The sequence below is a fragment of the Psychromonas sp. CNPT3 genome (assembly GCF_000153405.2).
Taxonomy (GTDB): domain Bacteria; phylum Pseudomonadota; class Gammaproteobacteria; order Enterobacterales; family Psychromonadaceae; genus Psychromonas.
In genome coordinates, this window is record NC_020802.1 from 1,193,073 (window position 1) to 1,213,928 (window position 20,856).

Here is a 20,856-nt window from a genome sequence, read left to right on the forward strand (position 1 = left end):
GAGGCTTGTATTGTGCGACAGAATAAAAGAATTTATTCTTCGTCTTCTGCGTATTCTGCGTCTGCTACTTCTTCCGCATCTAAAGCTGCGAAGTGTGCATCTTGTTTTGCTTTATAAGCAACAGCAGCTGCTTCTTTTTCTGTTTTCGCTTTTTCAGCTAAGTCATTACGTACAATGCGTTTGTCTGCTTTACGTTTATTACCTACTTGCAAATTTTCTAAAAATTGTGCGAGTGTTTCTTTTGCCCATTCAGTGGCAAGCGCTTCACTGCTAAAACCTTTCTTTTGTTTTGATACGCTGGTTCTACGAGCGCTAACACGACGCGTGATCGTTGCATTCCAAACATCACCATCTTGCATTACTTGGAATTCGAATTTATTAGTTTGTGCCATTATTGTTGTATCCTAGTGATTCATTCTTGTACATTTTAGCATGAAAGATGCTAATTATTTGTTTTTTAAATTTGGCCAGTTAAACGTATCTGCTTCTGGCGCTTTCTGGGGTGTATTGTTTTTTTTCTGTTCAATTAAATTGCGGACCAGCTTTTTTGTGGCTGGGTGGTGCGCATGAAATGTTTTCAGATATAAAATTTCAACTTTAGTGCGCGCCCACGGCGTCTTACGCAAAAAAGTTAAACTTGATTTTAAACGTGGATGATTAATAAAACAATTAATATTTAACGTCTCTCCCATTGTTTTCCAACCTAATGTCTTTTCTAATAAGGTTAAAATTTCAGCGAGTTTGACACCATGTAAGGGATCGTGATGCATTTTACGGCCTTTATATTGATAATAACCCATTGTAGCAAAATTTAGAGGCTTGTAAGACTTTTATTAAAACAACAGATATTGTCAGAATAAATTAAAGGTCATGTACATGAGATCTAGATCACACTATGATTTCCGGTTTATATAGTAAAAAGTGAGCAATTATAGTTACTATGGCAGGGTCTATATTTTAGGTATGTACTTGGTTTATTTGAAATATAATTGTTTATTCAAGGATGAATAACGTGCATGTTATTTGCTTTGAATGTTATTGATAGTTTGAACAGGAACTTTTTATGCATTTTCTCAACCGGATCTCTATGCGCAATACATTAGTCATTGCAATGTTAAGCGCAGTTCTCATCTCGACATGTATTGTTGGCTTTGTAGGGCATACAAAAGCCAAAGAGTTATTAGTCTCTCGATTACAACAATCGGATCTTCCTAATCTGTTACAACGTGTTCGTAATGCGGTAGATGGCGACATCTTACAGATGAAAGTGTTAACAACAAGTATTGCACAAAATCCTTTTTTATTACGTTGGCTAGATAAAGGCGCGCCGAGCGAAGATGCAGCAACTGTGGTTTCGATGTTAAAAAATATTGCACAAGATAATGGTTTAAGTAATGTTTCTTTTGCCGATAGAAGCACTGCAAAATATTGGAATCAAGATGGATTCTTACGTGCTCTTAAAAGAGATGCCGCCGATGGATGGTTTTTCAAGTTTAAAGACAGTGGCAATACTGAATTAGTGAGCACTTATATTTATCCCGATGGTAATGTAGATGTCTTTGTTAATTATCAAGATCTTAATGGTAATGGATTATCGGGTGTCTCTAAATCTTTCAATGAGATGGTTGATTATCTCAATAGTTTCCAGATTGAGAAAAGTGGCTTTGTTTATTTAGTTGATCCAAGCGGTATGGTAAAAATTCATCATGATAAAGCACTAACCGAAAAATCAAATTTATCGATGTTATACCCAAAAATTAACGCCCAACAATTATTAAATGCAAAAAACTTTGCTTTTCAAGAAACCGATACACTTATCATTGCCAGTAGTTATATTCCGAGCTTAGATTGGTATGTAATAGCAGAAGTACCTAAATCTGAATTATATGCCGGCTTAAATGAGTCGCGTAATTTTATGATCATGTGGGTTATTATTGTTTTGATACTGTTTTCATTACTGAGTTTTGTGATGGCAAACCGTTTAACTAAACCAATTAATAATTTAGGAACATTGTTTGAAACATTGGGCCAAGGTGATGCTGATTTAAGTTATCGTTTAGAAGAAACAGGTAATGTTGAACTGGTAAGACTCGCACGAGGTTTTAATGATTTTATTAATAATATTAATGAAGTTGTTAAAGATGTTTCATTAACCTCAACAGAAGTTCATAAAGGCGCTATAGAAGTGTCAGATGGTGCGGATAAGTCTAAATTAGATGCGCAAGAGCAACGCGATTTAACCACACAAGTGGCAACTGCCATCAGCGAACTAGGCTCAACCATCACAGAAATCGCCAGCAATGCAACCCATGCGGCTGATGCGACCAATGAAGCAAGTGCACAGGCAAAAAATGCACAATTAGTGGTTCAAGAATCAACGCTTAGCATTGATAAAATGGCTACTAAAATGGAAGATGTCTCGACCATTATTTCTTCATTAGCAGAGAAAAGTAATGCGATAGGCAGTGTGTTAGAAGTTATCCGTGGTATTTCAGAGCAGACAAACTTATTGGCATTAAATGCGGCCATAGAGGCTGCTCGCGCTGGAGAGCAAGGACGAGGTTTTGCGGTCGTAGCAGATGAAGTGCGTAATTTAGCACAACGTACCAATCAGTCGACGGATGAAATAAACCAAATGATCCAATCATTACAGGCCGATTCAATGTTGGCAGTTGATGGCGTAAGTGAGAGTAAAGAGATATCTGCCATTGGTGTTGATGCGGCTAAACGTACTAGCGAGGCGCTGGGCGAAATCGTTGAAAACATTCAAGCATTATCTGATTTGAATACGCAAGTCGCCACGGCGACCGAAGAGCAATCCGTGGTTATTTCAGAGATAAATGTACATGTACATGCTATCAATGATAATACAGAAAATGGCGCGCTAACGGCAGATAATATGGCTGATTCAAGTACGCAGTTAAGCCGACTCGCTGAAAAATTAGATAAGTTGGTTGCTCGCTTTAAAATTTAATACGCTAACAACAGGTTAAAATAGGCCGTTACACTCTGTGTAACGGCCTATTTTTTTATGTGTCATACCGGCTCTGTCGCAAAGTTGACTAAATAAACCAATATTTTGATAATGTTTTGATATTTCAAGAGGCATCATGATACGATAATTTTTCAGGACGACATTATCCATCAGGTATTACCATGATGGCACTGCGTTATTATCTTGCCTACAAACTCAGTTATCGTGAAATAGAAGGGATATTTACTGAGCGAAATATTCATTTTGACCACTCAACGTTAAACCGTTGGGTTATCAAATATGCGCCTCAACTTGAAGCCCGCTTTAGAAAAAGAAAGCGTCGAGTGGCTAGGTCATGGCAAATGGATGAAACGTATATCAAAATAAAAGGTAAGTGGGTCTATTACTATTGTGCGGTCGATAAGCATGGCGCCATCATTGATTTTTATTTGAGTGAACATCGTGATGAGCCCGCAGCACGGGCATTCTTTGAAAAAGCGATAGGCAGCAGTGGATTGCCAGATAAAGTTGTTATTGACCAAAGTGGCTCTAATATCGCTGTGCTAGATACCATCAATGTACGTCTTTGGTTGTCTGGATATATGCTTTCAATGATTGAAGTGCTCACGGTTAAATACCTCAATAATATAGTTGAGCAAAGCCATCGAAAAGTGAAAGGTAAAATGCATCAATGCTTAGGATGGAAGTCTTGGATTGGTGCAGAATCAACATTAGCTGGTATTGAGCTTTGCTCCATGATGAAGCAAGGACAGCGTCATCACTCATAAGGGATGACGCCATGGGAGCAATTTTATTCTTTAGCTGCATAATTGTATATGAGGAAAAGAGCCTCTTTAATTTAGAACGCACAATCTGTGTTTGCGACAGAACCCACATAATCCGCTACGGCATCAGTTTATCACGTATTATTGTTGAAGCTGAAGGCGAATCCTCCCCTGTCGCGAGCAATAAAACGGCGATAGATCGTGCAGGAAATAGACGAGTATAAATCAAGTTTGAAAAAATAATCACTGAAGAAGTGATAAATAATGGAGGTAATGGACAATGATTCGCGACTTAAAGTACGTGTTATTTTTTTTAGCCTTATTAATGCTTTCTGCATGTAATAATGGAGATAAAGGTCTTATTGGAGGGCCTGAATTAGAGGTGGATGTTATTGCATTGCAAGTAACTCCGGCCAAAGTTTATATTGCGGCAGGGTTGTCTCAGCAGTATAAAGCCATTGCTATTAAGTCAAATGGCTCAACCAAAGATGTCACCACTCACCACTCACTATCGTGGAGCAGTAGTGATACTACTATCGCGACGATAGATATTGAAACCGGGCTTGTTACTAGTGTAATGTCGGGTAAAGTGACTATTACAGCATCGGGTATGGTTAATGGGGTTGAGCTTAATCAAACAGCAATATTAACTGTTACTGATGCTACAGTGGTACCTGGTGGAGTAGTAGTAACCTCGGATGCAGAGTATATGGCGTCTGGTTTTTCAATGGAGTTTACTGCCACCGCTACCTTATCAGATGGTACAACCTACACTGGCTTAGGGGATGGCAGTGAGGGGCACTGGACTATTGTCTCTCAACCTGGCACGAAGGCCTCTATTGATACCAATACGGGAATACTCCGCACCAATGAAGTGGATTCAGTGGGCGAGATTACTGTGCAGTTTAAGGGCACATCTGCTGCGTGGGGCGGAACTGCAGAGAAAACCATAACTGTTACTGATGCTACAGTGCTTGGAGTAGTAGTAACCTCGGATACAGAGCATATAGCGTCTGGTTTTTCAATTGCTTTTACTGCCACAGCTACCTTATCAGATGGTACAACCTATACTGACTTAGGGGATGGCAGTGAGGGGAACTGGACTATTGTCTCTCAAACTGGCACGAAGGCCTCTATTGATACCAATACGGGAATACTCCGCACCACTGAAGTGGATTCAGTGGGCGAGATTACTGTACAGTTTAAGGGCACATCTGCTGCGTGGGGCGGAACCGCAGAGAAAACCATAACTGTTACTGATGCTACAGTGCTTGGAGTAGTAGTAACCTCGGATGTAGGCAACGTTACCATTGCAGGATTTTCTGTTGGTCTTACTGCCACTGTAACATTTTCTGATGATTCCACACATATTGTTACGCAGGATGGTAGCGAAGCGAGGTGGCTTATTCCTCCTTTTCCTAATGCTGCTTTTTATCACATTGATACCAACACTGGTGTGCTGACTACTACAGCTAACTCAGCAGGGATCTTATTGCAGGTTCAGGTTGTAGTCGTCTCTGGTAATAATAATTACTATGGCAGTTTCGGCATGACGGTTATGGATGCTGTTGTGACGTCAGTTACAGTTACATCCGATGAGGATAATGTGGTTGCTGGCTTATCACTAGACTTTTCGGCAATAGCCAACTTGTCTAATGATACTGATGTGGGTGTAGGGGATGGCCTCAATGGGGACTGGAGCATTGTTTCTCAACCTGGTAAAAATGCAACCATAGACACTAAAACTGGAGTATTAACCACTGGGTTGGATTCAGTGGGCGATATTACGGTGCAGCTTAAAGGAACATCAGAAGCTTGGCGTGGTACTGCTAATAAAACCATTACGGTAAATGATGCATTATAGTCGCATTAGATAGAAGTGGCATCTATTGAACAATACCCGTGAGCGCAATCTCGCTCGTTCACGGGCGGGTTAGCGATTAAAGCTAATTTTTCTTTAATGCTTTAGAGGTTTTAATTGCTCTTTCTGACGGTGGAACTTGTTGGTTTTCGATGTATTTTTTCACTACATCTAAACTCGCGCCACCACAAGATACCACACAGTACGATGGGGCTTTGTTGCAATACTAAATCCACTTTGTCTTTTTGATACAGTTAAGCAACTCGGTAGCTATTAGGCATCCCGAGGTGTGTAAACTTATTTAATATCGATGCCCCTAGCAAATTAAGTTACCGTGAAATAGAAGAGATATTCGCAGAGCGTAACATTCACTTTGACCACTCAACGTTAAACCGTTGGGTTATCAAATATGCACCTCAACTTGAAGCCCGCTTTAGAAAAAGAAAGCGTCGAGTGGCTAGGTCATGGCGAATGGATGAAACGTATATCAAAATAAAAGGTAAGTGGGTCTATTACTATTGTGCGGTCGATAAGCATGGCGCCATCATTGATTTTTATTTGAGTGAACATCGTGATGAGCCCGCAGCACGGGCATTCTTTGAAAAAGCGATAGGCAGCAGTGGATTGCCAGATAAAGTTGTTATTGACCAAAGTGGCTCTAATATCGCTGTGCTAGATACCATCAATGTACGTCTTTGGTTGTCTGGATATATGCTTTCAATGATTGAAGTGCTCACGGTTAAATACCTCAATAATATAGTTGAGCAAAGCCATCGAAAAGTGAAAGGTAAAATGCATCAATGCTTAGGATGGAAGTCTTGAATTGGTGCAGAATCAACATTAGCTGGTATTGAGCTTTGCTCCATGATGAAGCAAGGACAGATGATTCACTCAGAAGGGATGACACCATGGGATAAATTTTATTCTTTAGCTGCATAATTGTATATGAGGAAAAGAGTCTCTTTAATTTAGAACGCACAATCTGTGTTTGCGATAGAACCCTAATAACACGTTAAAATAGGCCGTTACACTCTGTGTAACGGCCTGTTTTTTTATGTGTCATACCGGCTATTTATTGAACCTCACAACATTGTGATGTACGGGTGTAATAATAAAAGGAGTTTATATATGTGTCACCTCAAAATGCCTTATCGGAGAAATCTAAAGGGCTATTCACTGTTTATAAGGCACAATACATCAGTTGTATGCAGTGATAGGCGTAAAGGGGAGCTATTTTAACTCAACTTTGTCGCCATGGTTTTATAAAACATTAATGCAGGGAACTCGGTTCCGATTTATGTCGAGGCGCTAAAATAAATTTTCTGGGTTGACTGATAGAGCGAGGCTAGGATCATTTAATAAATGGACGTGGAGCACAGGTTTGGTCAAAGGGGGGAGGAGGATCTCGATATATTGTTAAAACAGATCGAGATCAGCCGAGTTTATTTCATTTCTTGCTCAAGTAACCACATGCGAAATATTTTACGCTCTTTTTGTGAGGCTTGATTGTAAATATCGATTAATAGTGCACTTTTATCTTTGCTCATTAAGTTTAAGTTGGATTGTATTGCGTTTGCCGTGCTTAACGTTGTTGCTTTTGCCACTAAATTTACGCTGTTTTTATTATTGTAAATGTTTATTAATTTTTCAACGTTAGCATAGGGTAAGAATCCAGTGCCTTGTAAAGTATCTGCATTTTTTATTTTTTTCTCACCAAGATCATTGATAACTAACCATTGCAAACCATCTTTGACGGCAGCTTTTGCTTTGTAAGCAACATTTAAGTCTTTTAATGTAATTTCTGTGTCGCCTTTTACATCAATGTTAAAGATATGTGGCTTACTTTCAATGAGATCGTCATTACTGTTTACCTTATGACTGGCAGTGAAGCGCACAACAACTTGATGCATGCCATCGGTTAGCGTTATACCTTTATCGGAGAAGAAATTATGTTTAATTTTAGTGCTATCAACCGCTAAAATACTCACACCACGTGTGCCGATTAGTTGGGCTGCTTGGGTGCATGGGATCATGGAGAGAGACAATAATAGGATCAGGGCTTTCATGTTATTTCCTTTAAATACAAAAGTGATAAGAAAAAATACAGAAAAGGGAGAATTTATTCAAGTTTAAGTTTTGTTATTATTGCACTAAGTCGCAGCTTCTCAATAAATGCCTCTTTTTCAGTTATACCAAAGGAATGAATTTAGTGCTCATGTATTGCGCAGGGAAAATTAACACTAGCAAGGCTGATTTGTAGGAGAGTGTTGTTCTCACTTCAAAATCACAACGCAGGGTGGGATAATTTCAACAAGCAAGACGGGTAACCTTTTTAGTTCCTTTGGTATTACTGTTATTAGCCTCTATTTTTGTTACTATTTGGCGCTATAAAGAGTGACTCTATCTTATTGAGATAAGAGATTAGTAAAGGATCAAAAATGGATAAGCAAAAAGATCCACTTTACGGTGTAAAGTTGGAAGTTCTATTGAACGAAATAGGCGAACATTATGGTTGGCAGTGTTTAAGTGAAGTGTTAAATATTGAACGTTTATCATTTCATACCGGGTTAAAATCAACCATGAAATTTTTGCGTAAGCATGAATGGGCGAAACATAAAGTAGAAGACTTTTATTTATATGAATATAAAACATTCGCTTGGCCTGATGATAAATTATTAGCAAACCCTCCCAGAGATCGTTCGTTATTTACGTTGTCAGATCGCGTCGAGCCAGCAGAGATAACGGAAGAAACCGCTAGTCGTATCGAACATGCCTCACTATTAAGAAGTGCGAAGCAACACAAAAAAGAAAGTACCGATAAACGCCAAGAACCACTTTATGATACAAGCAATCCTTGGAATCAATAAAAATCAGCGTGGTAGCATTTAAATAAAGGAATGAACATGGCGTTAAAACCAACGATCTATAAAATGAGCGTGAATCGCTCAGATCTCAATAACGATATTTATGATGCATTTAATTTTACACTTGCCCAGCATCCCTCTGAAAATTTAGAACGCATGATGGCGCGTGTCGTGGCGTATAGTTTGCAATACCAAGAGTTTTTGGCTTTTAGTAAAGGATTATTTAGTGTCGATGATCCGGATATTTGGGCTAAAAATTTAGCGGATGAATTATTAGTGTGGATTGATATGGGCGAGCCTGCGTTTGAGCGTATTAAAAAAGCCAGTCGCAGAGCTAAATCAGTGAGCATTTATACTTTTAATAGTAAATCAGATGTTTGGTGGAAACAAAGCCAAAAAGATTTTGCAAAATTAAAAAATGTGGATGTATACCAATTTGAATTTACACAAATTCAAGCCTTAGCATTATTAGTACAGCGCTCTATGGAAATTTCAATCACCCTCTCAGGAGAAACTTGCTACATTGCGACTGAGAAAGGTGAATGTGAAGTTAATTGTATTGTTTTGCAAAGTGCGCAATAAGATGAAAATCGTTGCGTTTTTTGCTATGCTCTTGCCCCTTATTTTATTAACCAACAACAGTGATATAACATGAAATTTATTGTCAAATTCTTCCCTGAAATCATGATGAAAAGTAAGCCCGTTCGTAAGCGCTTTAGTAAAATGTTACAAGGTAACATTCGTAATGTATTGCGCCATATAGAGGGTGATGTCAAAGTGATCTTGGAGTGGGATAAGATCATTGTGCGTACGGACGATGAAAGTGCAAAAAACAAAGAAAACTTAATTTATACTTTGGCGAGTACGCCAGGTATTGCACATTTTCTTGAAGTAAAAGAGACTTCTTTTACAGAATTACACGATGCTTATGAGCAAACCAAAGAACATATTGGTGATTTATTAACGGGTAAGACCTTTTGTGTGCGCGTGAAACGTATCGGTAAACATGATTTTTCTTCAACTGAAGCAGAGCGTTATATTGGTGGCGGCTTAAATCAATTTACGGAAGCGGCTGGCGTGAAATTAAAAAATCCAGATGTGACTATTCAGTTAGAAATCAATAATGATAAACTTTTCTTTATCGACAAACGTCATGCAGGCTTAGGCGGATTTCCTTTAGGTACACAAGAGTCCGTATTATCTTTGATCTCAGGTGGTTTTGATTCGGGTGTCTCAAGTTATCAATTTATTAAACGTGGCTCTCGCGTGCATTACTGTTTCTTTAATCTAGGTGGCGCGGCTCATGAGATTGGCGTGAAGCAAGTTGCTTACCGTTTATGGGAACGTTTTGGATCTTCGCATAAAGTTAAATTTATCTCTATCCCTTTTGAGCCGGTTGTGGCTGAGATATTAGAAAAAGTAGAAAATGGTCAAATGGGGGTTGTCTTAAAACGTATGATGATGCGTGCGGGAACATTAGTTGCTGAGCGTCTTGATATTGAATCATTAGTGACAGGCGAAGCATTAGGTCAAGTTTCAAGCCAAACATTACGTAATCTATCTGTTATCGATAAAGTAACTGATATGCTTATTTTACGTCCTCTTATCGTGACAGATAAACAAGATATTATCGATTGTGCTCGCGTAATTGGTACTGCTGAGCTTTCTGAGACTATTCCTGAATATTGTGGCGTTATCTCCCAGCGTCCAACCGTTAAAGCGGTTATGAGTAAAATTGAAAAAGAGGAAGCTAAATTTGATCTTTCTCTTATTCAAAAAGTGGTTGAGGAAGCGAATGTTATCGATATTCGTGATATTGCTAAAGCCGCCAATGCAGAAGTAGTTGAAGTTGAGTCTGTTTCTGCGTTTAAAGATAACGAGGTCATTTTAGATATTCGCTCTGCAGAAGAGAAAGAAGGCGCGCCTTTATTAATAGAAGGGGTGCAGGTTGAACATATGCCTTTCTTCAAATTGGGCTCTCAATTTGAAACGTTAGCACAAGATAAGACTTATTTATTATATTGCGATCGTGGCGTGATGAGTCAGCTGCAAGCATTATATTTAAAAGAATCTGGATTTAATAACGTCAAAGTTTACCGTCCTTAATAGAACGGTTTTTGCAGATTGAGAAACGGCGCTTAGGCGCCGTTTTTTTGTTTTTAGATAAGGGTTAAAAGATATCGCATTTTTTGGTATGTTTGTTTTAAGCTCAGTTGCAAGGCGCCTAAATATTCATGCCAAGCTATCGTTGTATGGCGAAGAGCGAGACTGCTGGGGAGCTTTCTATAACTTGGCAATACAGTTTTACTATAAGGCGCCAAATAATGCGCAGGAGCCGGAATGGGGCTTAGGCCTTGCGCTTTAAATAAAGACAGGGCTCTTGGCATATGCGTCGCGGAAGTGACAAGTGCCGCCTTTTTCCCGCGGATTATTTTTTGCATGGCAGCAATTTCATCATCGGTATCTTTGGCTTCATCAATACGTATAATATGATTGAGCGGAATAGCAAATTGTAGTGCCAACTCTTCAAGTAGTTGTGCATGTGATTTCTCATCACCAAAACTTCCCCCTGATACAATTAAAGTAGCATTAGGATTCGCTTGGTAAAGGCGCAATGCTTCGATAAAGCGGCTTAACGCCGTTGCAGAGAGTTGCCCCGTGATAGGTAAAGTGGCATCAAAGGTGCCACTTGAGCCGAGTAATAAAATATAATCTAAGTCTTGCGCGGTATCTGTTTCTAGCATAGCCACATTTTCACGCTCTAAAGTTTGTACAAAAGACGCCGAAAAAGGGCGATAAGAGGCCACAAAAAGAAAAACAAAACTGACTATTAAGAGAAACTTAGCCATTTTTTGTTTTTTTGTAAAAAAGAGTAAGATAAGGGCCATCAAAAAAAGACAAAAGAAAAAGGGCAGTGGCATGAGTAGGGTGCCTACCCATTTTTTAAGAATAAATAACATCATTAATATTAAACATTTATTGTCGGGAAGATAAAGACATATTATCAGGTGGTAGGCTTTGATAGATCATAATTTTGATGGCATAGCGCACAAATTTTTAAAAAACATTTATGGCACCACAAAAGGGAAGATCCGCACTGCGGTTGTGTGGCAAGCGATTTTAGATTGTTTGGCGCTTTTACCTCAAAGACCACTGCGTATCTTAGATGCAGGAGGTGGATGTGGGTTTTTGGCACAAAAATTAGCGGCAATGGGCCATCAGGTGGTGCTCTGTGATATATCAAAAGTATTATTAGATGAAGCTAAAAAACAAATGCAGGGCAAAGATTTTGCAAAAAATGTACACATAATACATTGTCCGATTCAACAATTATCCGAGCATGTCGACGCTGATTTTGATTTGATCTTAAATCATGCGGTTTTAGAATGGTTAGAGTGTCCCAAACAAACGTTGCAGGGATTATTAACATTATTAAATGTTAATGGGGTGATGTCGTTAATGTTTTATAATAAAGACGCGCAACGATTTCATAATTTGCTTTGTGCCAATTTTGATTTTGTTGAGCGGGGAATGTTACGAAAAAAAGTGGTACGTTTAACGCCGACACACCCACTTTTAGAAAAAGATGTGCAGAGTTGGTTAAAAGAAGTCAATTTTTATGTTTTACAAAAAACGGGGGTGCGTATTATTCATGATTATTTAAAAGATCCTACGCAAAGCGTGCATAAATACGCACAATTACTTGCCATGGAGCAAAAATATAATCAACAAGAGCCTTATGCTTCACTCGGGCGTTATACTCATTTAATGATTAAGGCAACACAGTGACTGATTTTTATTTTCGATTAAATATTTCTTATCAAGCCTTTGAACAATTATATCGTACGCCAAATACAGTGATAAAGGTACGTGAGGAAGCAGGACGTATGCTACAGATCCCAGCGATGCGTTTTGTTCCTTTCTTTTCACAATTAGGGGTGAGAGGGCGTTTTCAATTAACATTGACAGACAATAACAAATTTGAAAAATTAGTATTGTTAGAGCAATAAGAAAAAAATGCCTAGGAAAAAGGGGGATACCTAGGCATGTAAAGCATCATGGCTTCTGTTTATAACAATAATCAATATTTTAAAAAAAGAAAGTAAATTGCTGATTATTTAGTAAAAATATTGTTGTCGCGAATGAGTTCTCTTGGCAGGTTATTCTTAATGCGATTATTAAGGACCTTACCAAACCCAATGACGGTATTGCGGTAACTCAGTAAAACCTCTCCACTGCGTATCTCACTGTGCAACTCACGAATATCGCGACCTTGATAGAAGGTTTGCGCTTGCTCTGCATTAAGTATTAATACATTTTTTGTGGCTTGTGCGCCAAAGCAGGTTAAAAACTCATGCATACTTTTAAAGCCACTTTTACGTCCAGAGCCAAATTCTTCGGCGATTTTAATCCCCAAACGTGAAAAGCGGATCTTGGGGATCAATGCTTTGATAGGATCAGGGAATAACCAAAATTCTTGATCGCGTTGATACAACATGCCCGTAATGTTGGTAATACCAAATTGCGTCTCAAAATACTCATAAAGCTCGGCTTCTTTTTGTCTGGTTGGGCGAATAAAAGGGAATTTACCTAAGCGTTTTTTAACGCTAGGTGCAGTGGTTTTTCCTACTTTACGTATGGCTGCTACAAAAAAGCCTTCCGTATCATAAATTTGAGGCCAAACATGTAAGAAGCCTTCTGTGGTCGCTGCTTTATCAGCTCCCTTAAATAAATCACTCAGGTTTAAAAATTCAACACAATCAGTAAAGCGCTCTTTAAGTGCGTGGCAAATATCTTGATTTTCTTCAAGGCTTAAGGTGCAGGTAGAGTAAACTAAAATGCCGTCTTCTTTGAGCGCGTAAAACGCACTTTCAATAAGCGCTTGTTGCGTTAAAGCAATACTTTCAATAGAGCTTTGGCTCCAGTTCTTCATCGCATGTTTATCTTTACGCACAGTGCCTTCACCTGAGCACGGTGCATCGAGTAAAATAGCGTCAAAGGTGTTTTCGAGCCAAGAGCCAAAAATTTTGCCATCAAAATGTGTTAATGCCACATTTTTAATGCCGCAACGTTGCATATTTGCATGCAGTATTTTAACGCGACTTGCGGAATACTCATTGGCGATAAGCAAGCCTTGATTGTTCATTTGAGCTGCCAATTGTGTGGTTTTTGAACCGGGGGCTGCTGCCATATCAAGGATGGTTGAGTGTTCATCGGTTTTGAAAAAATGCGATAAGGCGCTCACGGGTAGCATTGAGCTGGCTTCTTGTAAGTAACAAAGGCCGGATAAATGCTCAAAACTATTACCCAACGGAGTGAGTTGCTCTCCTGCATCTATCCAAAAGCCTTCGGTGCACCAAGGAATGGAAGATAACTGCCAATTGTGCTCGCTAGCCAGTAATTTAAAATCATCAATACTAATTTTTAATGTATTCACGCGAACCGCGGGGCGAAGCGGGCGCTGACAGGCATCTAAGAAATCTGATAATGCGAGTGTTTTAGGTAAAATGTCCGACATTTTATTAATAAACTCGGGCGGGAGAAGAGTACGGTTATCCATTAAAGATCCTTAAAAAAACACACACAAAAAAGTGTGTGTTTTATAGCATACTCTGAGTTCAAAAATCTATTTTTTTGGGATCGATAATTTCCAATCAAACCATTCATCTTCTATCTCTAACGCTAGGGTGAAAGACATGTTTTTGCTCGCTTGTGGCTGTAAAGCCGTATTATCGTTGGTGCTCATATTGATGCCTCCTTTAATTAAAGAGGTTAATGAGGTGGCTTTAAGCGTTGCACCACTGATCCCGACATCTAAATTAAAACCAGACGCAGGCCAAAAAATAGAATTACGACGAATGAGTCGCTGATAGTTAGGATAAATGTTTAATGTTATCTCAACGCCACTGGCATCCGCATTTAATTGTTTGTTGATAACCTCACCAATGACAATTTGGCGATGATAGACGGGGCTACCTATGTCAGTAGAGCCCGCATTGTTGGCTTGTAAAATGATTGTTAAGCCTTGTTTATTAGCGGCTAGCATCGGCTCTTTTAATTCACCTTTAAATCGCGTCGTGATACCGCCACTTCCGGGGGTAACATTAATATAAGCGCCACTGACTAACGTGGATAAGTTTTTAGCACCTGAAAGAGATATCTCACTGCTCACAATCCAAAAACGGCTATTTTTACGCAGCACTTTGGCTGTAAACGGCGCGTCTATATTCGCAATGGCTTGAATTTCATTATTTTTATTTAAACTTAATTTAATTACCTCACCAATAACAAGACCCTTCAATCTTAATTTGTTACCTACTTTTAAGTTTTTAGCATTGCCAAAAATAAGCGTAATTGATTTTGCCGGATGTGTCGCTTGTTGGTAAGTTTCAAAAAGTTTATAAGCGCCATTTTTAAAACGGTTATCAATGCTGTTTTCACCTTGGTCGACGGAAATGCCTCCACTGGTGATGGCTTGTAGGGATTCTGCCTGCATTTTTATACCTTGCAAATCGGCAGAAAAATTAAAGCCACTGACGTTCCAAAAAACACTTTTAGTATTGATCAGATGTTTATATTGGCCTTTGATCGTTAAATGCGTACGTATTAAACCCGAATCATCAAAATCAAAAGAGCGGATCTCACCAATGGGAAATTTATGATAATAAACGGGGGATCCTACATTTAGTGCCGGTAGTTTGCTGCTTAATAAGCTGATTTTTAAGGGGGTGGTAAATACATTTTTACCTATTTTTGCTATTGCTTTCGAGGGATATAGACGAAAGGATTGTTGCTTCGAGAGTAAAGAGCTTGGGGCGTTGGTTTTAATAGGCTTTTTATTATACAAACCGATGCCACCACTGATAATATTTTCAAAAGGGCTCGATTGTAACTCAATACCGGTGAGTGACATTTTTAAATTTACGCCACTTAATAAGTAAAACTGGCTTTGTTTATTAATAAGATAACTAAATTTAGCCTCTATTTTCATCAAGGCTTCAATAAACTTTCCTGATGAGGATAAATTCAAACTGTCTATTTTACCAATTGTTATCCCTTGGTATACAATCGCATCGCCACGGTTAAGGCCTGTCGCGTCCTTAGTGAGTAAGCGTAAATTCAGAGATGGAGTGAGAGGGCGATGTTCAATATCCACAATAAACTGTTTTTGAGGGAGATCATTACGCTTTGTTGTTGGTGCAAAACCAATATAGTTACCACTAATGAGGTTGCCAATATTCTTAATTTTAGTTAAAGAGAGAGACGTCGTTTCTAACCAAAACTGTGCATTTTGAGTCATCAGAGTCGCAAATTCTGCAGAGATACTGGCTGTTGCACTAAAATAATCTTTATCTTGTATGTATTTTATTGCTGTTAGGTGGCCGATACTGTGGCCTTTAAAGCGGATCTCTGCACCGTTAGCTAAGTTTTCTGTGGATTTTAAAATAAGTGTAATACTGATACCTTTTTGGCTGTTTTTAAAGTTATCAAATAAAACAAAGGTTTTGTTGGTTTTGAGTGGCGCGCCATTAGAGGGTGAATTAAAACTTATTCCGCCTGCGATTAAAGCGCTGATACTGTCTATTTTAAGATCCAGACCACTGCGTGAAAGATTGGCATTAAGACCGCTTATATTCCAGAACTTACTATTTTCATGTAACAGGTGACTGTATTTCTTATCAATAAACGCACTAATGTTAACCTGTTTGCCATCAATGGATAATTGCGTTTTGATCACTTCACCGACTTTTATCTTTTTATAAAATAAAGGGGTTGCGACGCCAATGGAATTAGCTTGTTTGGTTTTTAAATTAACCAGTAAAGCGCCATCGGGTATCGATACTGGAGGCTCAGTAACCGCTTTAAAATCACTTTCACTATCACCCTTTCCGGGATGTAAATTAATATAACTGCCTGAGAAAAGTGTGTCTAACCCTGAAATGGTGGTTAAAGAGGCTTGTGGAGACACTAACCAAAACTGTGTTTTTTCACGAAGCATAAAAGTCGCGTGTGACTCGATCGTTGCAATAATATTGACACCACTGCTACTGTCTAATTCTATTTTTTTCACCGTACCGACAATCACGCCTTTATAACGGATGCGTGTTTTATCCACAATAATGCCTTCCGCATTACTGAAATGTATTTTAATGCTTTCATTGGCATTGGTGATGTTTTTTAGGAGGATCCATCCGCCTAAGATCGCAGCGACAATAGGTAAAAACCAAATGGGCGAAAAAGCGCGGGTTTTTACTATACTGGCTTGGTTGTTTAATGCTCCATCATTCATTATTTTGTGCATCCCAAATTAAACGTGTATCAAAACTATTGGCAGCTAAAAGCGTACAAAGCACCACTAAGGTAAAAGAGGATGCCGCAATACCGGGGTAAACAGAAAGTAAATTCCCTTTATCAAAAACGGCAACCATGAGCGAGATCACAAAAAGGTCTAAAACGGACCACTTTCCGACCCACTCAATAAAAGAAAATGCGATAAATTGTTTTTTAGGATCGAGTTTATATTTAAAGTGAACGGCAATTGTGATGGCCGCTAAACCGATTATTTTTAAAATAGGCACCACAATTGATGCAATAAAAACAATGCAGGCAATGATTTTCATATCACTGTCAATAAGGCTTAAAATGCCGGAAAAAATAGTATCAGGATAAAGTGTTGAATTTTTTAATAAGTAGGTAATAGGGTAAATATTAGCAGGGATCAAAAACATGACGGCAGTGAGCAAAAGGGCCCATGTTTTTTGTAGGCTATTTTTTTTGCGTAATGAGATAGGATTTGAACAATTGGGACAAATATCGGGATGTTGCTTTTGGTTACTGTTTTTAAAACACACACGGCAAAGCTGTATCCCTTGCTGTAAACCTGTTTTTCCTGCTTTGGCTGTCTCACTCATGATAATACTGTTTCCAATAATGACGATAACTGTAATTACTTAAAATAAGCATATCGACCCATAGAAGGGCCATAAAAAAATAAAAACCTAATCCAAAGTAAAGGTCGGTGTAAGCGATAAGTTTAAAAACGGTTACCATCAAACTCACCATGTACACTTCAAGCATTGACCAATGCGAAAGCATGCGTGTTATTTTTAATATCTTTGGTAGGCAGGCTATGCGTAGGTTATAGGTAAAGCAAGTGCTACTGATTGCAATACAGATGATAAGTAAGGTCGGGGCTATCACTGCGCAAAACAGAACAATAAACGCGACGATAGGCGCATTATGTACCATCATAAAGGCACCTTGTAATAGACTGGTTTCTTCTGTTATTCCGAGTAAATGAATCGAAAGGAGCGGTAAATTAAAGGCCGGGATTGCCAGAAGTAGTGCGCAGATACATAATGCGAGCATCTTAGAGAAGCTATAATGAGAGTGCTTATCAAGGACGTGTTGACAGCGACTGCATTTTGCTGCCTGACCTGCATGCAGGGGCGGAATATGTGATGTCATATCACAATATGGGCAGATCAGGGTTCGCATAAAATGGCGTTACTCCAAAAGGATTTGCACCACAATAGCAAAAAAAAACTAAAGTTGCATTCTTGGTATAAATATTCTACTGTATATAAAACCATGAATGCAAAAGGGGCCAACGTGGCTGTTATCATTAAATATATAGTTGAAAGAAAAGGTGTTGAAAAAATGACCTTTAGTAGTAAGAAAGAGGCGGATGCCTATGATAAAATGCTGGATAGTGCAGATCAATTAGCTGCATTTTTAGCACAAAGTTCAGTGACACTCGATGAAGTGCAACTTGAAGAGTTAGGCTTATATTTAGCCAGTAATAAAGAGGTAGTACAAAGCCTGTTTAAAGGTAACGATTACGAGACTCAAGATAAAGAGCCTCAAGATTAGTTATATTCCCATGACAGCTCAATTTGACTTGGCCTTTGGCGCGAGTGTGAAAATACGACTTCTGCGCAGGAGCCTATAAAAAATAGGTTTCCTAACAAGGGTCCCACTTTGAACGGGGGATCTCTCTGCTTTTCGAGCAAGTGCGAGATAAGTATTATGAGGTAACATGTCTATATACCCGTTATCATTTCAAATACAAAAAACCGTAAGTCGTTAAGGGAACAAATTCTAGCATGAAGAGATAACGCCGTACCTTGATGCATACTTAACTCACGGCCTGCCTTTATGAGCATGCGCTCAAAAAAACAATACAGTGTATCAACTTTTGGACGTGTTCCCCATCATCATGTCGCGCTTTGTCTTAGTCTCCTCGCTAACCATTAATCAATGCATTTTTATTGGTTTATAGGTAGATAGAAAAAATGTTTAAACTGTGACATTGCAAATTGACACTATTCCTTTAAAATAGCCTCTTCGTTTTATTCAAATTATCGTGACTTCTCACGACACATCTTTAAATGTGCTTTGAAAATATAAATTTATACATATGCTTCTTGGTTTGAAGCATCACTGTGAAGGATATAATACATGCCAATAATAACGCTTCCTGACGGTAATCAACGTCAATATGATAATTCAACATCTATCTTAGAAATCGCGGCCGATATCGGACCGGGTCTTGCGAAAGCTTGCATTGCGGGGCGTGTCAACGGCACCCTAGTAGATGCTTGTGATGTGATCACGACCGATGCGGACATTGCAATTATTACGGCTAAAGATGACGAAGGCTTAGAAATATTACGTCACTCTTGCGCACATTTGTTGGGGCATGCCATCAAACAGCTTTATCCAAATGCTAAAATGGCAATTGGACCAACCATTGATAATGGCTTTTATTATGATATCGATGTAGATGTTGCTATTAATGATGAAGAATTAGCAAAAATTGAAAAACGCATGAATCTATTGGTTAAAACCAATTATAAAGTGGTTAAGAAAAATGTATCGGTTGCTGAAGCCATTGCACTTTTTAAAGAGCGTGATGAGCCTTATAAATTAGAGATCCTTGAAGGCATTGATAAAGATGACCGTCCTGGGCTTTACCACCATGAAGAATATATTGATATGTGTCGTGGTCCGCACGTACCAATGATGAAATTTAGTCAATATTTTAAACTGATGAAAGTTGCCGGTGCTTATTGGCGTGGTAATTCAGATAATAAAATGTTGCAACGTATATATGGCACCGCATGGGCTGATAAAAAACAATTAAAAGCGTATTTAAAACGTTTGGAAGAAGCCGCTAAACGCGATCATCGTAAAATAGGTAAACAGTTGGATCTTTACCATATGCAAGATGAAGCGCCAGGTATGGTTTTTTGGCACGCCAATGGTTGGACTATTTACCGCGAGTTAGAAAAATATATTCGTGAGCAAACAGAAGAGTATGGTTATCAAGAAGTCAAAGCGCCACAGATTTTAGATCGCTCATTATGGGAAAAATCAGGACATTGGGCCAAATATAAAGACAATATGTTTTGTACTTGTTCAGAAAATCGTGATTATGCCATTAAGCCTATGAATTGCCCTGGTCATGTTCAAATATTTAACCAAGGCTTAAAATCGTATCGTGATCTGCCTTTACGTATGTCTGAGTTTGGTTCTTGTCACCGTAATGAGCCCTCTGGATCGTTACACGGCTTAATGCGTGTACGTGCCTTTACACAAGATGATGCACATATTTTCTGTACTGAAGCGCAAATATTAGATGAAGTTTCATCATGTATTAAAATGGTCTTTGAATGTTATAAAACATTTGGCTTTGAAAATATCGATGTTAAATTGTCAACACGCCCAGAACAACGCGTGGGTGATGATGCTACATGGGATAAAGCCGAGGCTGCTTTAGCGGATGCTTTAACTAAAAATGACGTGGAATTTTCATGGTTACCAGGCGAAGGTGCTTTTTATGGTCCTAAAATTGAATTTACCTTACATGATTGTTTGGGTAGAGCTTGGCAATGTGGTACTATCCAATTAGATTTTTCAATGCCGGGTCGTTTAGACGCGACATTTGTTGGTGAAGATAATGAACGCCATACTCCTGTTATGATACATCGTGCTATTTTAGGTTCATTAGAGCGTTGGATCGGTATTTTGACAGAAGAATACGCGGGCATATTCCCTACATGGCTATCACCACAACAAGTTGTTGTGATGAATATTACAGATAAACAGTCTGAATATGTGGCTGAAGTTGTAACTAAATTGAAAAAATCGGGTATTCGTGTCATTTCTGACTTGAGAAATGAGAAGATAGGCTTTAAAATCCGTGAACATACTTTAAAACGTGTTCCTTATTTATTGGTTGTTGGCGACAAAGAAGTTGAAGCCCGCGAACTCTCGATTAGAACACGCAAAGGTGATGATTTAGGTAAGTTTAAAATCGATGATTTTATTACTTACATTAAAGAAGAAATTGTCACACGTCGTTAATTT

The 20,856-nt window shown here is 38.7% G+C and carries 19 protein-coding genes and 2 pseudogenes; 11 read left to right on the forward strand and 10 right to left on the reverse strand.

Annotated features, from left to right (window positions below):
- Nucleotides 1-32 precede the first annotated feature (32 nt).
- Both PCNPT3_RS05275 and PCNPT3_RS05280 read right to left on the reverse strand, forming a co-directional pair.
- The gene (locus tag PCNPT3_RS05275; protein ID WP_015464834.1) at nucleotides 33-392 is read right to left on the reverse strand and encodes a DUF3622 domain-containing protein; all 360 of its coding nucleotides are present in this window, start codon (nucleotides 390-392) and stop codon (nucleotides 33-35) included.
- A gap of 54 nt (nucleotides 393-446) precedes the next feature.
- Nucleotides 447-770: a VF530 family DNA-binding protein gene (locus tag PCNPT3_RS05280; protein ID WP_015464835.1), complete on the reverse strand. Its 324-nt coding sequence runs from the start codon at nucleotides 768-770 to the stop codon at nucleotides 447-449.
- Between the two features lie 293 nt (nucleotides 771-1,063).
- Between PCNPT3_RS05280 and PCNPT3_RS05285 the strand changes: the two genes are divergently transcribed.
- Entirely contained in the window at nucleotides 1,064-2,974 is a 1,911-nt protein-coding gene (locus PCNPT3_RS05285) for a methyl-accepting chemotaxis protein (protein ID WP_015464836.1), read from the forward strand.
- Between the two features lie 15 nt (nucleotides 2,975-2,989).
- On the opposite strand, the gene PCNPT3_RS14140 is transcribed toward PCNPT3_RS05285, so the two are convergent.
- Nucleotides 2,990-3,145 carry a hypothetical protein gene (locus PCNPT3_RS14140; protein WP_156801497.1) on the reverse strand — a complete coding sequence of 52 codons (156 nt, stop codon included), beginning with the start codon at nucleotides 3,143-3,145 and terminating at the stop codon, nucleotides 2,990-2,992.
- A gap of 11 nt (nucleotides 3,146-3,156) precedes the next feature.
- On the opposite strand from PCNPT3_RS14140, the gene PCNPT3_RS05290 reads away from it, so the two are divergent.
- Both PCNPT3_RS05290 and PCNPT3_RS13520 read left to right on the forward strand, forming a co-directional pair.
- Nucleotides 3,157-3,762, forward strand: a complete 606-nt coding sequence (locus PCNPT3_RS05290; RefSeq protein WP_015464837.1) for an IS6 family transposase — start codon at nucleotides 3,157-3,159, stop codon at nucleotides 3,760-3,762.
- A 277-nt stretch (nucleotides 3,763-4,039) separates the two neighbouring features.
- Nucleotides 4,040-5,623: an Ig-like domain-containing protein gene (locus PCNPT3_RS13520; protein ID WP_015464838.1), complete on the forward strand. Its 1,584-nt coding sequence runs from the start codon at nucleotides 4,040-4,042 to the stop codon at nucleotides 5,621-5,623.
- 82 nt (nucleotides 5,624-5,705) lie between these two features.
- Here PCNPT3_RS13520 and PCNPT3_RS14440 read toward each other — a convergent pair.
- Nucleotides 5,706-5,825 (reverse strand): annotated as a pseudogene (locus PCNPT3_RS14440) (hypothetical protein); the annotation flags it as partial.
- Between the two features lie 116 nt (nucleotides 5,826-5,941).
- On the opposite strand from PCNPT3_RS14440, the pseudogene PCNPT3_RS05295 reads away from it, so the two are divergent.
- A pseudogene (locus PCNPT3_RS05295) lies at nucleotides 5,942-6,559 on the forward strand (IS6 family transposase); the annotation flags it as partial.
- A gap of 503 nt (nucleotides 6,560-7,062) precedes the next feature.
- Here PCNPT3_RS05295 and PCNPT3_RS05300 read toward each other — a convergent pair.
- Nucleotides 7,063-7,686, reverse strand: a complete 624-nt coding sequence (locus PCNPT3_RS05300; protein WP_015464840.1) for a DUF2057 domain-containing protein — start codon at nucleotides 7,684-7,686, stop codon at nucleotides 7,063-7,065.
- Nucleotides 7,687-8,058: 372 nt separating this feature from the next.
- Between PCNPT3_RS05300 and PCNPT3_RS05305 the strand changes: the two genes are divergently transcribed.
- The 3 genes from PCNPT3_RS05305 (at nucleotide 8,059) to thiI (ending at nucleotide 10,590) form a co-directional block, all read left to right on the forward strand.
- A complete protein-coding gene (locus PCNPT3_RS05305; RefSeq protein ID WP_015464841.1) occupies nucleotides 8,059-8,487 on the forward strand; it encodes a VF530 family protein in 429 nt (142 codons plus the stop codon).
- Between the two features lie 36 nt (nucleotides 8,488-8,523).
- Nucleotides 8,524-9,066: a YaeQ family protein gene (locus tag PCNPT3_RS05310; protein WP_015464842.1), complete on the forward strand. Its 543-nt coding sequence runs from the start codon at nucleotides 8,524-8,526 to the stop codon at nucleotides 9,064-9,066.
- Between the two features lie 69 nt (nucleotides 9,067-9,135).
- On the forward strand, nucleotides 9,136-10,590 hold the full coding sequence (thiI, locus tag PCNPT3_RS05315; RefSeq protein WP_015464843.1) for a tRNA uracil 4-sulfurtransferase ThiI: 1,455 nt from the start codon (nucleotides 9,136-9,138) through the stop codon (nucleotides 10,588-10,590).
- A gap of 53 nt (nucleotides 10,591-10,643) precedes the next feature.
- On the opposite strand, the gene PCNPT3_RS05320 is transcribed toward thiI, so the two are convergent.
- The gene (locus tag PCNPT3_RS05320) at nucleotides 10,644-11,447 is read right to left on the reverse strand and encodes an ElyC/SanA/YdcF family protein (RefSeq protein WP_232207372.1); all 804 of its coding nucleotides are present in this window, start codon (nucleotides 11,445-11,447) and stop codon (nucleotides 10,644-10,646) included.
- 55 nt (nucleotides 11,448-11,502) lie between these two features.
- Here PCNPT3_RS05320 and PCNPT3_RS05325 point away from each other — a divergent pair, with 55 nt between their 5' ends.
- Together PCNPT3_RS05325 and PCNPT3_RS05330 are read left to right on the forward strand one after the other, a co-directional pair.
- Entirely contained in the window at nucleotides 11,503-12,273 is a 771-nt protein-coding gene (locus PCNPT3_RS05325; RefSeq protein WP_015464845.1) for a methyltransferase domain-containing protein, read from the forward strand.
- Complete coding sequence (locus PCNPT3_RS05330) at nucleotides 12,270-12,494, forward strand: DUF2835 domain-containing protein (protein ID WP_015464846.1); 225 nt, start codon at nucleotides 12,270-12,272, stop codon at nucleotides 12,492-12,494. The genes PCNPT3_RS05325 and PCNPT3_RS05330 overlap by 4 nt, the downstream gene beginning before the upstream one ends.
- A gap of 104 nt (nucleotides 12,495-12,598) precedes the next feature.
- Here the strand turns inward: PCNPT3_RS05330 and rsmF are convergent, their stop codons facing one another.
- The 4 genes from rsmF to PCNPT3_RS05350 form a co-directional block, all read right to left on the reverse strand.
- Nucleotides 12,599-14,044 (reverse strand): 16S rRNA (cytosine(1407)-C(5))-methyltransferase RsmF, encoded by a 1,446-nt coding sequence (gene rsmF, locus PCNPT3_RS05335; RefSeq protein WP_015464847.1) that lies wholly within the window; start codon nucleotides 14,042-14,044, stop codon nucleotides 12,599-12,601.
- A 66-nt stretch (nucleotides 14,045-14,110) separates the two neighbouring features.
- Nucleotides 14,111-16,774 (reverse strand): MlaD family protein, encoded by a 2,664-nt coding sequence (locus PCNPT3_RS05340; protein ID WP_015464848.1) that lies wholly within the window; start codon nucleotides 16,772-16,774, stop codon nucleotides 14,111-14,113.
- The gene (locus PCNPT3_RS05345; RefSeq protein ID WP_015464849.1) at nucleotides 16,767-17,396 is read right to left on the reverse strand and encodes a paraquat-inducible protein A; all 630 of its coding nucleotides are present in this window, start codon (nucleotides 17,394-17,396) and stop codon (nucleotides 16,767-16,769) included. The genes PCNPT3_RS05340 and PCNPT3_RS05345 overlap by 8 nt, the downstream gene beginning before the upstream one ends.
- Nucleotides 17,389-17,982 (reverse strand): paraquat-inducible protein A, encoded by a 594-nt coding sequence (locus PCNPT3_RS05350; RefSeq protein ID WP_232207373.1) that lies wholly within the window; start codon nucleotides 17,980-17,982, stop codon nucleotides 17,389-17,391. The genes PCNPT3_RS05345 and PCNPT3_RS05350 overlap by 8 nt, the downstream gene beginning before the upstream one ends.
- Before the next feature lie 3 nt (nucleotides 17,983-17,985).
- Here PCNPT3_RS05350 and PCNPT3_RS05355 point away from each other — a divergent pair, with 3 nt between their 5' ends.
- Together PCNPT3_RS05355 and thrS are read left to right on the forward strand one after the other, a co-directional pair.
- Entirely contained in the window at nucleotides 17,986-18,357 is a 372-nt protein-coding gene (locus PCNPT3_RS05355; RefSeq protein ID WP_015464851.1) for a YebG family protein, read from the forward strand.
- Nucleotides 18,358-18,945: 588 nt separating this feature from the next.
- Nucleotides 18,946-20,853 (forward strand): threonine--tRNA ligase, encoded by a 1,908-nt coding sequence (thrS, locus tag PCNPT3_RS05360; RefSeq protein WP_015464852.1) that lies wholly within the window; start codon nucleotides 18,946-18,948, stop codon nucleotides 20,851-20,853.
- The last annotated feature ends 3 nt before the right edge of the window (nucleotides 20,854-20,856 follow it).

Coding starts and splice junctions, on each gene's coding strand:
- PCNPT3_RS05275 (WP_015464834.1), bottom strand. CDS start 392: ATGGCACAAACTAATAAATTCGAATTCCAAGTAATGCAAGATGGTGAT.
- PCNPT3_RS05280 (WP_015464835.1), bottom strand. CDS start 770: ATGCATCACGATCCCTTACATGGTGTCAAACTCGCTGAAATTTTAACC.
- PCNPT3_RS05285 (WP_015464836.1), top strand. CDS start 1,064: ATGCATTTTCTCAACCGGATCTCTATGCGCAATACATTAGTCATTGCA.
- PCNPT3_RS14140 (WP_156801497.1), bottom strand. CDS start 3,145: ATGGATAATGTCGTCCTGAAAAATTATCGTATCATGATGCCTCTTGAA.
- PCNPT3_RS05290 (WP_015464837.1), top strand. CDS start 3,157: ATGATGGCACTGCGTTATTATCTTGCCTACAAACTCAGTTATCGTGAA.
- PCNPT3_RS13520 (WP_015464838.1), top strand. CDS start 4,040: ATGATTCGCGACTTAAAGTACGTGTTATTTTTTTTAGCCTTATTAATG.
- PCNPT3_RS05300 (WP_015464840.1), bottom strand. CDS start 7,686: ATGAAAGCCCTGATCCTATTATTGTCTCTCTCCATGATCCCATGCACC.
- PCNPT3_RS05305 (WP_015464841.1), top strand. CDS start 8,059: ATGGATAAGCAAAAAGATCCACTTTACGGTGTAAAGTTGGAAGTTCTA.
- PCNPT3_RS05310 (WP_015464842.1), top strand. CDS start 8,524: ATGGCGTTAAAACCAACGATCTATAAAATGAGCGTGAATCGCTCAGAT.
- thiI (WP_015464843.1), top strand. CDS start 9,136: ATGAAATTTATTGTCAAATTCTTCCCTGAAATCATGATGAAAAGTAAG.
- PCNPT3_RS05320 (WP_232207372.1), bottom strand. CDS start 11,447: ATGATGTTATTTATTCTTAAAAAATGGGTAGGCACCCTACTCATGCCA.
- rsmF (WP_015464847.1), bottom strand. CDS start 14,044: ATGGATAACCGTACTCTTCTCCCGCCCGAGTTTATTAATAAAATGTCG.
- PCNPT3_RS05340 (WP_015464848.1), bottom strand. CDS start 16,774: ATGAATGATGGAGCATTAAACAACCAAGCCAGTATAGTAAAAACCCGC.
- PCNPT3_RS05345 (WP_015464849.1), bottom strand. CDS start 17,396: ATGAGTGAGACAGCCAAAGCAGGAAAAACAGGTTTACAGCAAGGGATA.
- PCNPT3_RS05350 (WP_232207373.1), bottom strand. CDS start 17,982: ATGCGAACCCTGATCTGCCCATATTGTGATATGACATCACATATTCCG.
- PCNPT3_RS05355 (WP_015464851.1), top strand. CDS start 17,986: ATGGCGTTACTCCAAAAGGATTTGCACCACAATAGCAAAAAAAAACTA.
- thrS (WP_015464852.1), top strand. CDS start 18,946: ATGCCAATAATAACGCTTCCTGACGGTAATCAACGTCAATATGATAAT.